Source organism: uncultured Porticoccus sp., assembly GCF_963975625.1.
GTDB lineage: Bacteria > Pseudomonadota > Gammaproteobacteria > Pseudomonadales > Porticoccaceae > Porticoccus.
In genome coordinates this window covers 76,734-91,860 of record NZ_CAXBHS010000011.1, presented here as the reverse complement: position 1 = coordinate 91,860, position 15,127 = coordinate 76,734, and the positions used below count along the sequence as shown (strand labels likewise).

Sequence of the window (15,127 nt, the reverse complement as noted above, 5' to 3'; positions counted from 1 at the left end):
GAAAAATTGTGGCTCGTAAGACTCCCATTGCCCGTTACCGGAATATTGGTATTTGTGCGCACGTAGATGCTGGTAAAACGACTACGACAGAGCGTGTGCTGTTCTACACGGGGCTGTCACACAAGCTGGGCGAAGTACATGATGGTGCTGCCACCACTGACTGGATGGCTCAGGAGCAGGAGCGCGGTATCACGATTACCTCGGCGGCTGTTACGACTTTCTGGCAAGGCATGGACCAGCAGTTCGATCAACACCGAATCAATGTGATCGATACACCTGGCCACGTCGACTTTACCATTGAGGTTGAGCGTTCACTGCGAGTGCTGGATGGTGCAGTGGTAGTGCTCTGTGGCTCTTCCGGCGTTCAGCCACAGACTGAAACAGTCTGGCGGCAGGCCAATAAATACGAAGTGCCGCGCATGGTATTTGTCAACAAGATGGACCGAGCTGGCGCTGACTACATGATGGTTGTCCGTCAGCTGAAAGAGCGTCTTGGTGCTAATGCCGTGCCATTGCAGATGACCATCGGCTCCGAAGAGAACTTCAAGGGTGTGGTCGATCTGATCAAAATGAAGGCAGTACTTTGGAACGAAGCTGACCAGGGTATGACATTTCAATATGCCGAAATACCGGCAGAGATGGTTGACCAGTGTCAGGAAATGCGTGAATTTATGGTTGAGGCTGCTGCCGAAGCCAATGAAGAGTTGATGAACAAATACCTTGAGGGCGAAGCGCTGAGCGAGGCAGAGATCAAGGCCGGATTGCGTGCTCGTACACTGGCTAACGAAATCGTGCCGGTTCTCGGTGGTTCGGCTTTCAAAAACAAAGGTGTTCAGGCCGTGCTGGACGCGGTGGTTGAATATCTGCCGGCGCCCACGGAAGTGAAGGCCATTGAAGGTATTCTGGACGATGGCGAGACAGTGGCGGTGCGCAAGGCCGATGACGATGAGCCCTTTTCTGCACTGGCGTTTAAAATTGCTACCGATCCCTTTGTAGGTACGCTGACGTTTTTCCGTGTGTACTCCGGTACGCTGAATTCTGGTGATACGGTCTTAAATCCGGTCAAGAGCAAGAAAGAACGTATCGGCCGTATGGTGCAAATGCACGCCAATAACCGTGAGGAAATCAAGCAGGTGCTGGCGGGTGATATTGCGGCAGCGATTGGTCTAAAAGATGTGACCACAGGTGATACGCTCTGTGATTTGAACAATATTATTACACTGGAGCGCATGGAGTTTCCTGAACCGGTAATCTCAGTTGCTGTAGAGCCAAAATCTAAAGCTGACCAGGAAAAAATGGGCATTGCACTAGGCAAGCTCGCTCAGGAAGATCCCTCTTTCCGTGTCAAAACTGATGAAGAGACAGGTCAGACCATTATTTCTGGTATGGGTGAGCTGCATTTGGATATTCTGGTAGACCGGATGCGTCGCGAGTTTAATGTCGAGGCCAATATCGGTAAGCCGCAAGTAGCCTATCGCGAAGCGATTCGCAATACCTGTGAGATTGAAGGTAAGTTTGTGCGTCAGTCCGGTGGCCGCGGTCAGTACGGTCACGTCTGGATCCGCTTTGAGCCGGGCGAGGACGAGAATGCTGAGGGGCTGGAGTTCGTCAACGAAGTTGTCGGTGGTGTGGTCCCCAAGGAATATATTCCGGCTGTCCAAAAAGGTATCGAAGAGCAGATGCAGAATGGCGTGCTCGCTGGTTACCCTCTGTTGGGTTTGAAGGCAACAGCCTATGACGGCTCGTACCACGATGTCGATTCGTCTGAGATGGCGTATAAAATTGCTGCGTCTATGGCGACCAAGCAGCTTGCCCAAAAAGGTGGTGCTGTCCTGCTTGAGCCTATCATGAAGGTTGAAGTCATTACCCCCGAGGAGAACATGGGGGACGTGGTTGGTGACCTCAACCGCCGCCGTGGCATTATTCTCGGTATGGACGAATGTGTTTCAGGAAAAGTTATTAATGTAGAGGTTCCCCTGGCGGAGATGTTTGGTTACGCAACCGATTTGCGTTCAGCCACTCAGGGCCGCGCTACATTTGCTATGGAATTTAACAAATACGCCGAGGCGCCGCGCAATATTGCCGATGAAGTCATCGCAAAAAACCAGCGCTAATTTTTGAAATATTAAAAAGCATATCTTTAAGAGGATCTAGACAATGGGAAAAGCAAAGTTTGAACGTAACAAGCCCCACGTAAACGTTGGCACGATTGGTCACGTTGACCACGGTAAGACGACCCTGACAGCGGCGCTGACGCGAGTTTGCTTCGAGACTTGGGGCAGTGGCTCAGCGATGGCCTTTGATGGTATTGATAATGCGCCGGAAGAGCGCGAGCGCGGTATCACGATTGCGACATCCCATGTTGAATACGATTCTCCGAGCCGCCACTACGCACACGTTGACTGTCCGGGTCACGCCGACTATGTGAAAAACATGATCACTGGTGCTGCGCAGATGGATGGAGCGATTCTGGTGTGTGGTGCGACGGATGGTCCGATGCCGCAAACCCGCGAGCATATTCTGCTGTCCCGCCAGGTGGGTGTGCCTTACGTTGTAGTGTTTCTGAACAAGGCAGATCTGCTGGCTGAAGATTGCGGTGGTGTTGGCTCTGAAGAATACAACGAGATGATCGAGCTGGTTGAAATGGAGCTCCGTGAGCTGCTGGACGCCTACGACTTCCCGGGTGATGACACGCCTATTATTGCCGGTTCAGCCCTGATGGCGCTGAACGGTGAAGACGACAACGAGCTGGGTACCACAGCGGTCCGCAAGTTGGTGGAAGCGCTGGATGCCTATATCCCTGAGCCGGAGCGGGCGGTTGACCAGCCGTTCCTGATGCCGATCGAAGATGTATTTTCGATCTCTGGACGCGGCACGGTAGTTACCGGGCGTGTTGAGCGCGGTGTTGTCAAAGTGGGTGAGGAGATCGAGATTGTGGGTATCCGGGATACCACCAAGACGGTCTGCACCGGTGTTGAGATGTTCCGGAAGCTGCTGGACGAAGGTCGTGCTGGTGAGAACGTTGGTGTTCTGCTTCGCGGCACCAAGCGCGATGACGTTGAGCGCGGTCAGGTTTTGTGTAAGCCGGGCAGCATCAAGCCGCACACCAAGTTTGAGGCAGAGGTTTACGTGCTGTCGAAGGACGAGGGAGGGCGTCACACGCCGTTTTTCAAAGGCTACCGTCCACAGTTTTACTTCCGTACCACGGATGTGACAGGTGCCTGTGAGCTGCCTGAGGGTGTGGAGATGGTTATGCCTGGAGATAACGTCCAGATGACCGTGACGCTGATTGCGCCGATTGCGATGGAAGACGGGCTGCGTTTTGCGATTCGTGAAGGTGGCCGCACGGTCGGTGCTGGCGTGGTCGCTAAAATTATTGAGTAATAGTAATAAAGCGCCTGTCTTGTTTGCGGGGGTCACTGTGACCCCCTTTTTATCGCGATGCTGTTGATCGCTAGCCGATAAAAATCGCCTGGTGTAACAGGTTTTTGCTTGACAGGGGTTGGGTGCAGACTTAGAATCTCGCCTCCATTTTTCCGGGTCCCGATGTGCGGGATTCGATGGCTCTTTAGACAGTTGGAGTTTGATTCCATGCAGGATCAGCGCATTCGTATTCGCCTGAAGGCTTTTGATCACAAGCTGATTGATGCTTCCACGCAAGAAATTGTTGAGACGGCAAAGCGTACCGGGGCCCAGATTCGTGGACCGATTCCCCTGCCAACTCGCAAAGAACGTTTTACTATTTTGATTTCACCGCATGTTAACAAAGATGCGCGTGATCAATATGAGATCCGTACCCACAAGCGGTTGCTGGATATTGTTGAGCCGACAGAGAAAACTGTTGATGCCCTGATGAAGCTGGATCTGGCCGCAGGTGTTGAGGTTCAAATTAGCCTGACATAAACGGTACTGAAAACCCATGTCCTGCCAGAGCAGGGCGTGTGTAACGCTCTGAAATGGGCGGCCATAGCGGGTAATAGCCCCGTACACTATGAGGTTAGACAAATGACTATTGGTATAGTCGGCCGCAAATGCGGCATGACACGTGTGTTCACTGAGGATGGCGCCTCTATTCCGGTCACTGTGATCGAGGCAGAGCCCAATCGCATTACTCAAATCAAAACCGAGGATACTGACGGTTATATTGCCGTGCAGGTGACTACTGGTGCCCGTAGGGCTTCCCGTGTCAGTAAATCTCAGGTTGGTCATTTCGCCAAAGCTGGTGTTGAGGCGGGTAGGGGCTCTTGGGAGTTGCGTGTCGATGGTTTGCCCGAAGACTTGCAGGTTGGCGGCAATATCACGGTTGAGCAATTCGAAGCAGGCCAGAAAGTCGATGCCACCGGCACATCTAAAGGCAAGGGGTTTCAGGGTGTCATCAAGCGCTGGAACTTCAGCATGCAGGATGCTACGCACGGTAACTCATTGTCGCACCGTGCTCCTGGTTCAATCGGCCAGTGTCAGACGCCTGGCCGAGTATTCAAAGGCAAGAAAATGTCTGGGCACATGGGTGCCGAGCGTGTTACCACGCAGAATCTCGAAATTGTCCGTATAGACGCTGAACGTAACCTGCTCCTTATCAAGGGCGCTGTACCTGGTGCGCCAGGTGGTGACGTGATCATTCGTGCTGCTGTGAAGGGCTGAGGGGATCGCCGATGGAATTAACGATAGCTACTCCCAAAGGCAGCGCAGGAACCATAGAGGTTTCTGAGGTCGCGTTTGGTAAAGAATTTAATCAGGATCTGGTACATCAGGCAGTGACTAGCTACCTGGCGGGTGCCCGTCAGGGTACGCGGGCGCAAAAAACCCGCGCTGAAGTCAGCGGTGGTGGCAAAAAACCCTGGCGGCAAAAAGGTACGGGTCGTGCTCGTGCCGGTACCATTCGTTCGCCAATTTGGCGTACCGGTGGTGTGACATTCGCTGCCAAGCCCCAGGATCACTCGCAAAAGCTGAACCGCAAGATGTATCGTGCTGCGCTCAGATCCATACTTTCAGAGCTGGCCCGTCAGGATCGCTTAGTGGTGGTGGAATCTTTTGATGTGGATCAGCCAAAAACCAAAGTCTTGATTCAGAAGCTCGGTGAGTTTGGCATTCAGGATGTGCTGATTGTGACTGAAGAGGTGACAGAAAATCTGTACCTGTCCTCGCGTAATTTGCACAAAGTCGATGTGCGCGATGCAGTTGGTGTTGATCCTGTCAGTCTGATCCATTTTGAAAAAGTGTTGGTCACAGTGCCTGCACTGAAAAAGATTGAGGAGATGCTGGTATGAATCAAGAGCGCATCTTTAAAGTATTGTTGGGGCCGCATATTACGGAGAAGACATCGCTTGCCGCCGATAGTCAAAATCAAGTCGCTTTCAAGGTTGCTACAAATGCGACCAAACTTGAAATAAAGGCGGCTGTTGAGAAGCTGTTTGATGTCGTGGTAATGGATGTTCGTGTCGCCAAGGTCAAGGGTAAAACCAAACGCACTCGCTTTGGTTTGGGTAAGCGCTCCGACTGGAAAAAAGCGTATGTTCGTCTAGCGCAAGGTCAGGACATTGACTTTGCAGTAGCTGCTGAATAAGGGGTTGTTGAGATGCCAGTCGTAAAGAGAAAGCCAACGTCTCCCGGTCGCCGATTTGTTGTCAGTGTCGTCAACCCGAATCTGCATAAGGGGGAACCCTATGCACCGCTGCTCGAGAAGAAAACCAGAACGGGTGGGCGCAATAACAATGGTCGTATCACAACACGCCATATTGGTGGTGGCCATAAACAGCATTACCGACTGATCGATTTTAAGCGTAGCAAGGACGGTATCCCGGCAAAAGTCGAGCGCCTGGAATACGATCCGAACCGTACACCTTATATCGCGCTGGTTTGTTATACCGATGGTGAGCGCCGCTATATTATTGCTCCGAAAGGTCTGAAAGACGGCGACATGATCCAGTCCGGCGTCAGTGCGCCGATCAAACTGGGGAATACACTCCCTCTCAGAAACATACCAGTGGGTAGTGTTATCCATTGCGTCGAGATGAAGCCCGGTAAGGGTGCACAGTTGGCGCGCAGTGCAGGTACTTCAGTTCAGCTGGTTGCCCGCGAGGGGCAATACGCCACCTTGCGCCTGCGTAGCGGTGAAATGCGTAAAGTGCCGGTGGATTGTCGTGCGACCATTGGTGAAGTTTCCAACAGTGAGCACAGCTTGCGCTCACTGGGTAAGGCCGGCGCATCTCGCTGGCGTGGTGTTCGCCCCACTGTTCGCGGTGTGGTTATGAACCCGGTTGATCACCCCCATGGTGGCGGTGAAGGTCGTACATCCGGCGGGCGTCATCCGGTGACCCCATGGGGTATACCGACTAAAGGTTACAAGACCAGAAAAAACAAGCGCACAACCAATATGATCGTGCGCCGTCGCGGCAAGTAATTGATAGAGAAGAGGAAAATATAGTGCCACGCTCTCTCAAGAAAGGACCTTTTATCGACCTTCACCTTGTGAAAAAGGTTGATGAGGCGCAAGAAAAAAATGACAGACGTCCGATCAAAACCTGGTCGCGCCGTTCGATGGTCAGCCCGGATATGGTCGGCTTGACTATTGCCATACACAATGGTCGTCAACACGTACCAGTGTTGGTTAATGAGGAAATGGTGGGGCACAAATTAGGTGAATTTGCCCCTACTCGGACTTATCGCGGCCACGTAGCGGACAAAAAGGCCAAGCGTTAAGCTGGTGTTTAAGAGGTAGATGACTGTGGAAGTAGCAGCAAAATTACGCGGAGCCAGATTGTCGGCGCAAAAGGCGCGTCTGGTGGCTGATCAGGTACGTGGCAAACCTGTAGAGGAAGCGCTGGATATATTGGCTTTTAGCGCCAAAAAAGGTGCGGCGATTATCAAAAAGGTGCTTGAGTCTGCTATTGCAAATGCTGAGCATAATGAAGGCGCGGATGTTGATGAGCTTCGTGTATCGACAATCTTTGTCGACGAGGGCACCACCATGAAACGCATCAAACCGCGTGCCAAGGGTCGTGATGACCGCATATTCAAACGCTCTTGTCACATTACCGTGAAAGTTGCCGATGAGGAGACCGTTTAATGGGTCAGAAAGTACATCCAACAGGCATTCGTCTGGGTATTGTTAAAAAACATACCTCTATCTGGTACGCCGGACAGAAAGATTATGCAGACAAACTGAATGCTGACCTAAGCGTTCGCGAGTTTATCAATAAAAAACTTGCCCATGCCTCTGTCAGCCGAATTGAAATCGAGCGCCCCGCACAAACAGCGAGAATTACTATCCATACTGCCCGTCCAGGCATTGTGATCGGTAAGAAGGGTGAAGATGTTGAGGCGCTGCGCAACGAGGTTTCTGCCCAAATGGGTGTTCCTGTGCATATCAACATTGAGGAAGTTCGCAAGCCCGACCTTGATGCAACCCTGGTGGCCCAGAATGTCGCTCAGCAGCTGGAGCGTCGCGTTATGTTTCGTCGTGCCATGAAGCGGGCGGTACAGAATGCCATTCGGCAGGGTGCCAAAGGTATCAAGATCCAGGTCGGCGGACGTCTCGGCGGTGCTGAGATAGCGCGCTCAGAATGGTATCGTGAAGGTCGTGTTCCCCTACACACCCTGCGGGCCGATATTGATTATGGCACTGCAGAAGGGTCAACAACTTACGGCATTATTGGCGTAAAAGTGTGGATCTTTAAGGGCGAAGTGATTGGTGGTGAAGAGGCGGCGCAAGCGCCCGCCAAGAAAACACCGACTAAAAAGAAGTAAGTTTGCGAGTTAAGGGTCAAGCGAGATGCTGCAACCGAAACGTACAAAATTCCGTAAGCAACACAAAGGCCGCAACCGTGGTCTGGCATTGCGCGGTAGCAAGGTAAGCTTTGGCGAATTTGGTCTGAAGGCCATAGGTCGTGGTCGGCTGACTGCGCGTCAGATTGAATCTGCCCGTCGTGCCATGACCCGTCACATTAAACGTGGTGGCAAGATCTGGATTCGGGTTTTTCCCGATAAGCCGATTACCAATAAACCACTTGAAGTGCGGATGGGTAAAGGTAAGGGGAGCGTTGAATACTGGGTCGCTCAAATTCAGCCCGGCAGAGTGCTTTATGAAATGGAAGGTGTTTCTGAAGTAATCGCTCGCGAGGCCTTTGCTCTCGCGGCAGCCAAGTTGCCGGTTCAAACTACCTTTGTTAGACGGTCGGTAATGTAATGAAAGCCATCGAATTGCGTGAAAAAACAGTTGAAGAACTGAATCAGGAATTGAGCAAGCAGCTAGAGCAGCAATTCAAGTTGCGCATGCAGGCTGCCACTGGTCAGTTGGGTCAGAGCCACAAGGTCAAAGAGGCGCGTGTCAATGTTGCGCGTATCAAGACTGTGCTGAACGAAAAAGCGGGTAACTAAGATGAGTGAAGCAGAAAAAAATGCTCGCACGCTCACTGGTCGAGTTGTTAGTGACAAGATGAATAAATCAGTCACTGTGCTGATCGAGCGCCGGGTTAAGCACCCGGTTTATGGAAAAATCGTGAGCAAATCCACCAAGGTTAAAGCTCACGATGAAAGTAACGATTGTCGTCAGGGTGATCTGGTGACCATTGCGGAAACTCGTCCACTGTCCAAAACAAAATCCTGGACGCTGGTCAAGATTGATGAGCGTGCGGCCGAAGTCTAATCGGCGCGCAGCAGTAACGGGTTCGGAGAGAGACAATGATTCAGACAGAAAGCTATCTGGATGTGGCTGATAACAGTGGTGCTCGTCGGGTGATGTGTATCAAGGTTTTGGGTGGTTCACACCGCCGCTACGCCAGCGTGGGTGACATTATCAAGGTAACTGTCAAAGAAGCCATACCCCGTGGCAAAGTAAAAAAAGGTCAGGTTATGAATGCAGTTGTGGTGCGTACCCGTAAGGGTGTCCGTCGCCAGGATGGCAGCCTGATCAAGTTTGATGACAATGCAGCTGTTCTGTTGAACCAGCAGCTCGCGCCGATTGGTACCCGCATTTTTGGGCCGGTTACACGTGAGCTGCGCGGCGAACGTTTCATGAAAATTATCTCACTGGCGCCTGAAGTTCTGTAAGGCCGGGGGCGAGGAAAGGGTTATGCGCAAGATTAAACGTGATGATGAAATCATCGTGACAGCCGGTAAAGATAAAGGCAAACGTGGCAAGGTGCTCAAGGTACAGGCCGATGGTCGTTTGTTGATCTCCGGTGTGAATATCATCAAAAAACATCAGAAACCAAATCCTCAGATGAATATTCCTGGTGGAATCATTGAGAAAGAGGCACCGATTCAGTCCTCCAATGTTGCAATTTATAATCGTGCAACCAGTAAGGCGGACCGTGTGGGCTTCAAAGTGTTAGAAGATGGTAAGAAAGTTCGTATTTTTAAATCCAACGGCGAAGCCGTTGACGCCTAATTTGACAGGAAACTGACATGGCAAGGCTGAGAGAAGTCTACAAGAGTGAAATTGCTTCCAAGCTTAAAGAAGAGCTGGGACTGGCAAATGTAATGCAGGTGCCTAAGATCACTAAAATCACACTTAATATGGGTGTGGGTGAAGCGCTGGGCGACAAAAAAGCCCTTGAAAATGCGGTAGCGGATATGACGTTGATCGCTGGCCAAAAGCCGGTCGTCACCAAAGCACGCAAGTCAATCGCCGGGTTCAAAGTTCGTGAGGGTTGGCCCATCGGTTGCAAAGTGACTTTGCGGAGTGATCGTATGTACGAGTTTCTCGAGCGTCTGATTTCTCTGGCGATTCCAAGAATCAGAGATTTCCGGGGTATAAGTCCGAAATCCTTTGACGGTCATGGGAATTTCTCCATGGGTGTCACCGAGCAAATTATTTTCCCTGAGATTGAGTACGACAAAGTGGATACGTTGCGTGGACTGGATATCACCATTACCACCACCGCCCGCAATGACGATGAAGGCCGGGCTCTGCTCCGTGCATTCAGTTTTCCGCTGAAAGGTTGAGGTAAGTTATATGGCAAAGACATCCATGATCGAGCGCGAGAAAAAACGTGCACGTATTGTTGCGCAATACGCTGAAAAGCGTGCCGAGTTGAAAGCAATTATTTCCAATACGACGCTTTCTGATGAAGAGCGTTGGGATGCTCAGGTGAAATTCCAACAATTGCCACGTAATGCCAGCCCTTGCCGTCAACAGCGCCGTTGTCGTCAAACCGGTCGCCCCCATGGTGTCTATCGTAAATTTGGTCTGTGCCGCAACAAGCTTCGTGAAGCTGCCATGCGCGGAGATGTTCCAGGCCTGGTTAAGGCCAGTTGGTAAGCAGCGTCGCGAATTAAGGAATTAATCAGATGAGTATGCAAGATACCCTGGCAGATATGTTGACCCGCATCCGCAACGCGCAGATGTCGGCAAAAAAATCTGTCACTATGCCGTCCGCCAAATTGAAAGTGGCTGTTGCCCAGGTTTTGAAGGACGAAGGTTACATTACTGATTTCAGTGTTGCGGATGGTGCCAAGCCGGAATTGACCTTGGTGCTGAAATACTTTGAAGGTAAACCGGTGATCGAATCGATTACCCGTTACAGTAGGCCGGGCCTTCGCCAGTATTCAGGTTCAGACAAGCTGCCAAGTATTCGAGCTGGCTTGGGTGTTGCTATCGTCTCCACAAGTAAAGGTGTGATGACTGATCGTGCTGCCCGTGCTGCCGGTATTGGCGGTGAGGTTCTCTGCACAGTTTTCTAATGGGATAGTCGAGATGTCTAGAGTTGCAAAAAACCCGGTTACCATACCGGCTGGTGTGGAAGTAAAACTCGGCACTAATGAGATTTCGGTCAAGAGTGGTTCGAATGCCCTCTCGTTGGCTGTTAATCAACAGGTAGAAATCAAACAGGACGACAACCTGCTGACCTTTACTGCGCGTGATGGAAGTAAGCAGGCGAATGCCATGGCCGGAACGACCCGTTCATTGGTCAACAATATGGTTCTGGGTGTCGGTGAGGGTTTTGTCAAAAAACTACAGCTAATTGGTGTCGGTTATCGTGCCCAAGCGCAGGGTGGCAAAATCAATTTAACGCTGGGCTTTTCCCACCCCGTTGAATATCAACTGCCTGATGGCGTTTCAGTAGAGACACCGAGTCAGACAGAAATTTTACTGAAGTCGGCAGATAAGCAGCTGCTTGGACAGGTAGCATCAGAAATACGTGCTTTCCGTCCACCTGAGCCCTACAAAGGCAAAGGAGTTCGCTATGCGGATGAGCAGGTACGTCGTAAAGAAGCGAAGAAGAAGTAGGTCAAGATCATGAGCGACAAGAAACAATCACGTTTGCGTCGTGCACGTCGTGCCCGCTGCAAGATACAAGAACTGGGCGCGAATCGTCTCTGTGTGAATAGAACGCCGCGTCACATTTATGCGCAAGTTATATCGCCTTGCGGCGGCCTGATTCTGGCCAGTGCTTCAACGCTGGACAAGTCACTGCGTGCCGGTAAAACCGGCAATACGGATGCGGCCAAGGGTGTCGGCGCTCTTATTGCAGAGCGTGCCAAGCAGGCAGGTGTCACTCAGGTTGCATTTGACCGGAGTGGTTTCAAGTATCACGGACGCGTTAAAGCATTAGCCGATGCCGCTCGTGAAGCCGGTCTGGAATTCTAAAGGTTTATTGTTATGTCTAGAGATCAGAGAGATACATCAGCCGGTGAAGAAGGGCTGCAGGAAAAACTGGTTGAGGTTAATCGGGTTGCCAAAACTGTAAAAGGTGGTCGGATATTTGGTTTTACCGCCCTGACTGTCGTTGGTGATGGTAACGGCAAAGTTGGATTTGGTCGCGGTAAGGCGCGCGAAGTGCCCCAGGCCATCCAGAAAGCCATGGAGGCTGCTCGTCGCAATATGATCCAGGTGGATTTGAAAGGCACGACTATTCAGTACCCCACCAAGGCCAACCATGGTGCATCCAAAGTCTATATGCAGCCGGCCTCTGATGGTACCGGTGTCATTGCTGGTGGTGCTATGCGCGCGGTGCTGGAAATTGCCGGTGTGCAAAACGTATTGGCAAAATGCTACGGCTCTACCAACCCGGTCAATGTTGTTCGCGCAACATTTAAAGCGCTGCAAGAAATGAGTTCACCAGAAACAGTGGCAGCAAAGCGCGGTAAGAGCGTAGAAGAGATACTGAATTAAGTACGGCGGTTGCCGCGTTAAGTACAAAACGGAAGCTTTACCATGACAAAAGCTAAGAAAATCAAGGTTACTCAGGTGCGCAGCGTACATGGCCGACTTGCAGCCCATAAGGCGTGTGTCGCAGGTCTGGGTTTGCGCCGCATCAACCACACTGTAGAGGTCGAAGACACCCCTTCAGTTCGTGGCATGATTAATAAAGTTCACTATATGGTTAAGGTTGAGGGAGTATAGACATGCGTCTGAATACGCTAAGTCCCGCACCAGGCAGAATCAAGGAAGGCAAACGTGTTGGCCGGGGTATTGGCAGCGGCCTGGGCAAAACGGCTGGTCGTGGCCACAAGGGCCAGAAAGCACGTTCCGGTGGAAGCGTTCGGCCGGGTTTTGAAGGCGGGCAGATGCCCCTGCAGAAACGTTTGCCGAAGTATGGCTTCACTTCCCGTATTTCCCGCGTTACGGCTGAAATCCGTTTGAGTGAATTGAACAGCGTCTCCGGTGATCTGATCGACATCGCAACATTGCGTGCTGCAGGTTTGATTAATGCATCAATTACCCGCGCCAAAGTTTTCATGTCCGGTGAAGTGGATCGGCCCGTTACTGTTAAAGGCTTGCGTGTAACCAAAGGTGCTCGTGCTGCGATTGAAGCGGCTGGCGGCAAAGTTGAAGAGTAAAGCCTGATGGCAAAACCCGGAAACATGCCGCAGGGCAATACTAAAGGTTTGGGCGAGCTTTGGGCTCGCCTTCGCTTTTTGTTTGTAGCGCTGGTCATTTACCGTATCGGGACCCATATCCCGGTGCCGGGTATAGACCCGGATCGTCTGGCTGACCTTTTCAGTCAGAACCAGGGAACGATCATCGGCATGTTTAACATGTTTTCCGGTGGTGCCCTGGAGAGAATGAGTATCCTGGCGCTTGGCATCATGCCCTATATTTCGGCATCAATTATCATGCAGCTGTTGACAGCGGTAACACCGTCGCTGGAGCAGCTTAAAAAAGAGGGTGATGCGGGCCGACGCAAAATTAACCAGTACACGCGTTACGGCACCGTACTACTTGCCACTGTTCAGGCTATCGGTATGTCAGTAGGTCTGGCGGGCCAAGGGTTGGCGTTTTCCGCTGACTTCAGCTTTTATTTTATTGCTGTAGTCTCGCTGGTCACTGGTGCCGTGTTCATGATGTGGTTGGGTGAGCAGATCACAGAGCGCGGCGTTGGTAACGGTATATCAATGCTGATTTTTGCCGGTATTGCAGCGGGTATTCCCTCTGCAATTGGTCAGGCGTTTGAGTCATCGCGGCAGGGTGAATTGCATATTCTCGCCTTGTTGGTCGTGGGTGTTTTGGCAATCGCCGTGGTTTATTTTGTTGTATTTGTTGAGCGTGGGCAACGCCGCATCACTGTGAACTATGCGCAAAGACAACCGGGTAGAGGGCCGGCACAAACCAGCCACCTACCCCTGAAAGTGAACATGGCAGGTGTCATACCGGCAATTTTCGCAAGTAGTATTTTGTTGTTCCCGGCGTCTATAGCGCAATGGTTCGGCCAGGGAGCAGACAGTCCGGATTGGTTGCAGGACGTGGCGTTATTTCTCGGACCAGGCCAACCATTGCATGTGCTGCTGTTTGCCGGGTTAATAATTTTCTTCTGCTTTTTCTATTCGGCATTGATGTTTAACCCGAAAGAGATGGCGGATAACCTCAAGCGGGGTGGCGCGTTCTTACCCGGTATTCGTCCCGGCGAACAAACTGCGCGTTATATCGATGGTGTTATGACAAAGTTGACTCTGGTCGGTGGTTTGTATGTGGCGGCAGTGTGTTTACTGCCGCAATTTTTGAATATTTATTTTAATGTGCCCTTCTATCTGGGCGGTACCTCATTGCTGATTGTTGTCGTTGTTACCATGGATTTCATGGCTCAGGTCCAATCTCATTTGATGTCACGTCAGTATGAATCGCTAATGAAAAAATCGAATCTGAAAGGTTTTGGCAGCGGAATTCGCTAGTTGAAGTTGAGGTGTTCCTATGAAAGTGCGTGCTTCGGTAAAAAAAATGTGCCGCAACTGTAAGGTTGTAAAACGCAAGAGTGTTGTGAGGGTGATTTGTAGTGCAGAACCCCGCCATAAACAACGGCAGGGTTAGTCGTAGACAGTTATTGATTTTTTGTGCCTTCAGCGCTATCCTTTTGCGCCTTTTTGGCCAGCCCTGTGGGCTGTTAAAGCAAGTTGACGGCAGTTAAACATAAAAGTGGAGTAAAGTGATGGCCCGTATTGCCGGTGTCAACATCCCAGATAATAAACATGCGGTGATTTCACTTACCTATGTTTTTGGGATTGGTCGCAGTTCAGCCCGTGCCATTTGTGCCCAGGTTGGTATTGCCCAGGATGTTAAGATTTCTGATTTGAGCGATGAGCAGATGGACGCTGTCCGTAATGCTGTTGGCGATCATACGGTTGAAGGTGATCTGCGCCGCGAAGTCAGCATGAGCATCAAGCGTTTGATGGATCTGGCCTGTTATAGAGGTCTCCGTCACCGCCGTGGTCTGCCGCTGCGCGGTCAACGCACCAAAACGAATGCGCGTACCCGTAAAGGCCCTCGCAAGCCCATCAAGCGATAGGAAAGACAAATGGCAAAGCCTGGACAAAAAACGACTCGGAAAAAAGTCAAAAAGACGGTTGTTGATGGTGTGGCGCATATTCACGCTTCATTCAATAATACGATCGTAACGATTAGTGATCGTCAGGGTAATACCCTGAGCTGGGCCACCTCTGGTGGTTCTGGCTTCCGTGGTTCACGGAAAAGCACCCCCTTCGCTGCTCAGGTAGCTGCGGAGCGTGCTGGCCTTGCAGCACAGGAATACGGATTGAAAAATCTGGATGTTCAGGTGAAAGGCCCCGGTCCCGGACGTGAGTCTGCCGTGCGTGCACTGAACAATGCAGGCTTCAAAATTACCAATATCACCGACGTGACACCGATCCCGCACAACGGCTGTCGTCCGCCGAAAAAGCGTCGGGTATAAGA

The 15,127-nt window shown here is 51.3% G+C and carries 27 protein-coding genes; all 27 read left to right on the top strand.

Features of this window, described 5'->3' with window-relative positions:
• Nucleotides 1-8: 8 nt before the first annotated feature.
• On the top strand, nt 9-2,114 hold the full coding sequence (fusA, locus tag AACZ64_RS10910; protein ID WP_293614026.1) for an elongation factor G: 2,106 nt from the start codon (nt 9-11) through the stop codon (nt 2,112-2,114).
• A 43-nt stretch (nt 2,115-2,157) separates the two neighbouring features.
• Entirely contained in the window at nt 2,158-3,384 is a 1,227-nt protein-coding gene (tuf, locus tag AACZ64_RS10905; RefSeq protein WP_339640053.1) for an elongation factor Tu, read from the top strand.
• 207 nt (nt 3,385-3,591) lie between these two features.
• Complete coding sequence (gene rpsJ / locus AACZ64_RS10900; protein ID WP_036861018.1) at nt 3,592-3,903, top strand: 30S ribosomal protein S10; 312 nt, start codon at nt 3,592-3,594, stop codon at nt 3,901-3,903.
• A gap of 102 nt (nt 3,904-4,005) precedes the next feature.
• Nucleotides 4,006-4,641, top strand: a complete 636-nt coding sequence (gene rplC, locus AACZ64_RS10895; RefSeq protein WP_293615523.1) for a 50S ribosomal protein L3 — start codon at nt 4,006-4,008, stop codon at nt 4,639-4,641.
• Between the two features lie 11 nt (nt 4,642-4,652).
• Nucleotides 4,653-5,267: a 50S ribosomal protein L4 gene (rplD, locus tag AACZ64_RS10890; RefSeq protein WP_293615524.1), complete on the top strand. Its 615-nt coding sequence runs from the start codon at nt 4,653-4,655 to the stop codon at nt 5,265-5,267.
• The gene (gene rplW, locus AACZ64_RS10885; RefSeq protein ID WP_293615525.1) at nt 5,264-5,563 is read left to right on the top strand and encodes a 50S ribosomal protein L23; all 300 of its coding nucleotides are present in this window, start codon (nt 5,264-5,266) and stop codon (nt 5,561-5,563) included. The genes rplD and rplW overlap by 4 nt, the downstream gene beginning before the upstream one ends.
• 12 nt (nt 5,564-5,575) lie before the next feature.
• Nucleotides 5,576-6,400, top strand: a complete 825-nt coding sequence (gene rplB, locus AACZ64_RS10880) for a 50S ribosomal protein L2 (protein ID WP_293615526.1) — start codon at nt 5,576-5,578, stop codon at nt 6,398-6,400.
• Between the two features lie 23 nt (nt 6,401-6,423).
• Nucleotides 6,424-6,699 (top strand): 30S ribosomal protein S19, encoded by a 276-nt coding sequence (gene rpsS / locus AACZ64_RS10875; protein WP_036858668.1) that lies wholly within the window; start codon nt 6,424-6,426, stop codon nt 6,697-6,699.
• 25 nt (nt 6,700-6,724) lie between these two features.
• Entirely contained in the window at nt 6,725-7,066 is a 342-nt protein-coding gene (gene rplV / locus AACZ64_RS10870) for a 50S ribosomal protein L22 (RefSeq protein ID WP_293615527.1), read from the top strand.
• Nucleotides 7,066-7,746 (top strand): 30S ribosomal protein S3, encoded by a 681-nt coding sequence (gene rpsC / locus AACZ64_RS10865; protein ID WP_293615528.1) that lies wholly within the window; start codon nt 7,066-7,068, stop codon nt 7,744-7,746. The genes rplV and rpsC overlap by 1 nt, the downstream gene beginning before the upstream one ends.
• Nucleotides 7,747-7,771: 25 nt before the next feature.
• Nucleotides 7,772-8,185 (top strand): 50S ribosomal protein L16, encoded by a 414-nt coding sequence (rplP, locus tag AACZ64_RS10860; protein WP_036858666.1) that lies wholly within the window; start codon nt 7,772-7,774, stop codon nt 8,183-8,185.
• On the top strand, nt 8,185-8,376 hold the full coding sequence (gene rpmC, locus AACZ64_RS10855) for a 50S ribosomal protein L29 (RefSeq protein WP_036858665.1): 192 nt from the start codon (nt 8,185-8,187) through the stop codon (nt 8,374-8,376). Before rplP ends, rpmC begins: the two co-directional genes overlap by 1 nt.
• Before the next feature lies 1 nt (nt 8,377).
• On the top strand, nt 8,378-8,644 hold the full coding sequence (rpsQ, locus tag AACZ64_RS10850; protein WP_293615529.1) for a 30S ribosomal protein S17: 267 nt from the start codon (nt 8,378-8,380) through the stop codon (nt 8,642-8,644).
• 35 nt (nt 8,645-8,679) lie between these two features.
• Nucleotides 8,680-9,048, top strand: coding sequence for a 50S ribosomal protein L14 (gene rplN / locus AACZ64_RS10845; protein WP_036858663.1), 369 nt, complete (start codon nt 8,680-8,682; stop codon nt 9,046-9,048).
• Between the two features lie 22 nt (nt 9,049-9,070).
• Entirely contained in the window at nt 9,071-9,388 is a 318-nt protein-coding gene (rplX, locus tag AACZ64_RS10840) for a 50S ribosomal protein L24 (protein WP_293615530.1), read from the top strand.
• Nucleotides 9,389-9,405: 17 nt separating this feature from the next.
• A complete protein-coding gene (gene rplE, locus AACZ64_RS10835; protein WP_293615531.1) occupies nt 9,406-9,945 on the top strand; it encodes a 50S ribosomal protein L5 in 540 nt (179 codons plus the stop codon).
• A gap of 10 nt (nt 9,946-9,955) precedes the next feature.
• A complete protein-coding gene (gene rpsN / locus AACZ64_RS10830; protein WP_293615532.1) occupies nt 9,956-10,261 on the top strand; it encodes a 30S ribosomal protein S14 in 306 nt (101 codons plus the stop codon).
• 29 nt (nt 10,262-10,290) lie between these two features.
• Nucleotides 10,291-10,683 (top strand): 30S ribosomal protein S8, encoded by a 393-nt coding sequence (gene rpsH, locus AACZ64_RS10825; RefSeq protein ID WP_293615533.1) that lies wholly within the window; start codon nt 10,291-10,293, stop codon nt 10,681-10,683.
• Between the two features lie 13 nt (nt 10,684-10,696).
• On the top strand, nt 10,697-11,230 hold the full coding sequence (gene rplF / locus AACZ64_RS10820) for a 50S ribosomal protein L6 (RefSeq protein WP_293615559.1): 534 nt from the start codon (nt 10,697-10,699) through the stop codon (nt 11,228-11,230).
• A 9-nt stretch (nt 11,231-11,239) separates the two neighbouring features.
• Complete coding sequence (gene rplR / locus AACZ64_RS10815; protein WP_036858656.1) at nt 11,240-11,590, top strand: 50S ribosomal protein L18; 351 nt, start codon at nt 11,240-11,242, stop codon at nt 11,588-11,590.
• A 12-nt stretch (nt 11,591-11,602) separates the two neighbouring features.
• Entirely contained in the window at nt 11,603-12,115 is a 513-nt protein-coding gene (gene rpsE, locus AACZ64_RS10810; protein WP_036858654.1) for a 30S ribosomal protein S5, read from the top strand.
• Nucleotides 12,116-12,157: 42 nt separating this feature from the next.
• Nucleotides 12,158-12,346 carry a 50S ribosomal protein L30 gene (rpmD, locus tag AACZ64_RS10805; RefSeq protein ID WP_036858653.1) on the top strand — a complete coding sequence of 63 codons (189 nt, stop codon included), beginning with the start codon at nt 12,158-12,160 and terminating at the stop codon, nt 12,344-12,346.
• 2 nt (nt 12,347-12,348) lie between these two features.
• Nucleotides 12,349-12,783, top strand: a complete 435-nt coding sequence (rplO, locus tag AACZ64_RS10800; RefSeq protein WP_293615534.1) for a 50S ribosomal protein L15 — start codon at nt 12,349-12,351, stop codon at nt 12,781-12,783.
• Nucleotides 12,784-12,789: 6 nt separating this feature from the next.
• Entirely contained in the window at nt 12,790-14,112 is a 1,323-nt protein-coding gene (secY, locus tag AACZ64_RS10795) for a preprotein translocase subunit SecY (protein WP_293615535.1), read from the top strand.
• 19 nt (nt 14,113-14,131) lie between these two features.
• Nucleotides 14,132-14,248 (top strand): 50S ribosomal protein L36, encoded by a 117-nt coding sequence (rpmJ, locus tag AACZ64_RS10790; RefSeq protein ID WP_081890805.1) that lies wholly within the window; start codon nt 14,132-14,134, stop codon nt 14,246-14,248.
• Nucleotides 14,249-14,366: 118 nt separating this feature from the next.
• Nucleotides 14,367-14,723, top strand: a complete 357-nt coding sequence (gene rpsM, locus AACZ64_RS10785; RefSeq protein WP_293615536.1) for a 30S ribosomal protein S13 — start codon at nt 14,367-14,369, stop codon at nt 14,721-14,723.
• A gap of 9 nt (nt 14,724-14,732) precedes the next feature.
• Nucleotides 14,733-15,125, top strand: a complete 393-nt coding sequence (rpsK, locus tag AACZ64_RS10780) for a 30S ribosomal protein S11 (RefSeq protein ID WP_293615537.1) — start codon at nt 14,733-14,735, stop codon at nt 15,123-15,125.
• The last annotated feature ends 2 nt before the right edge of the window (nt 15,126-15,127 follow it).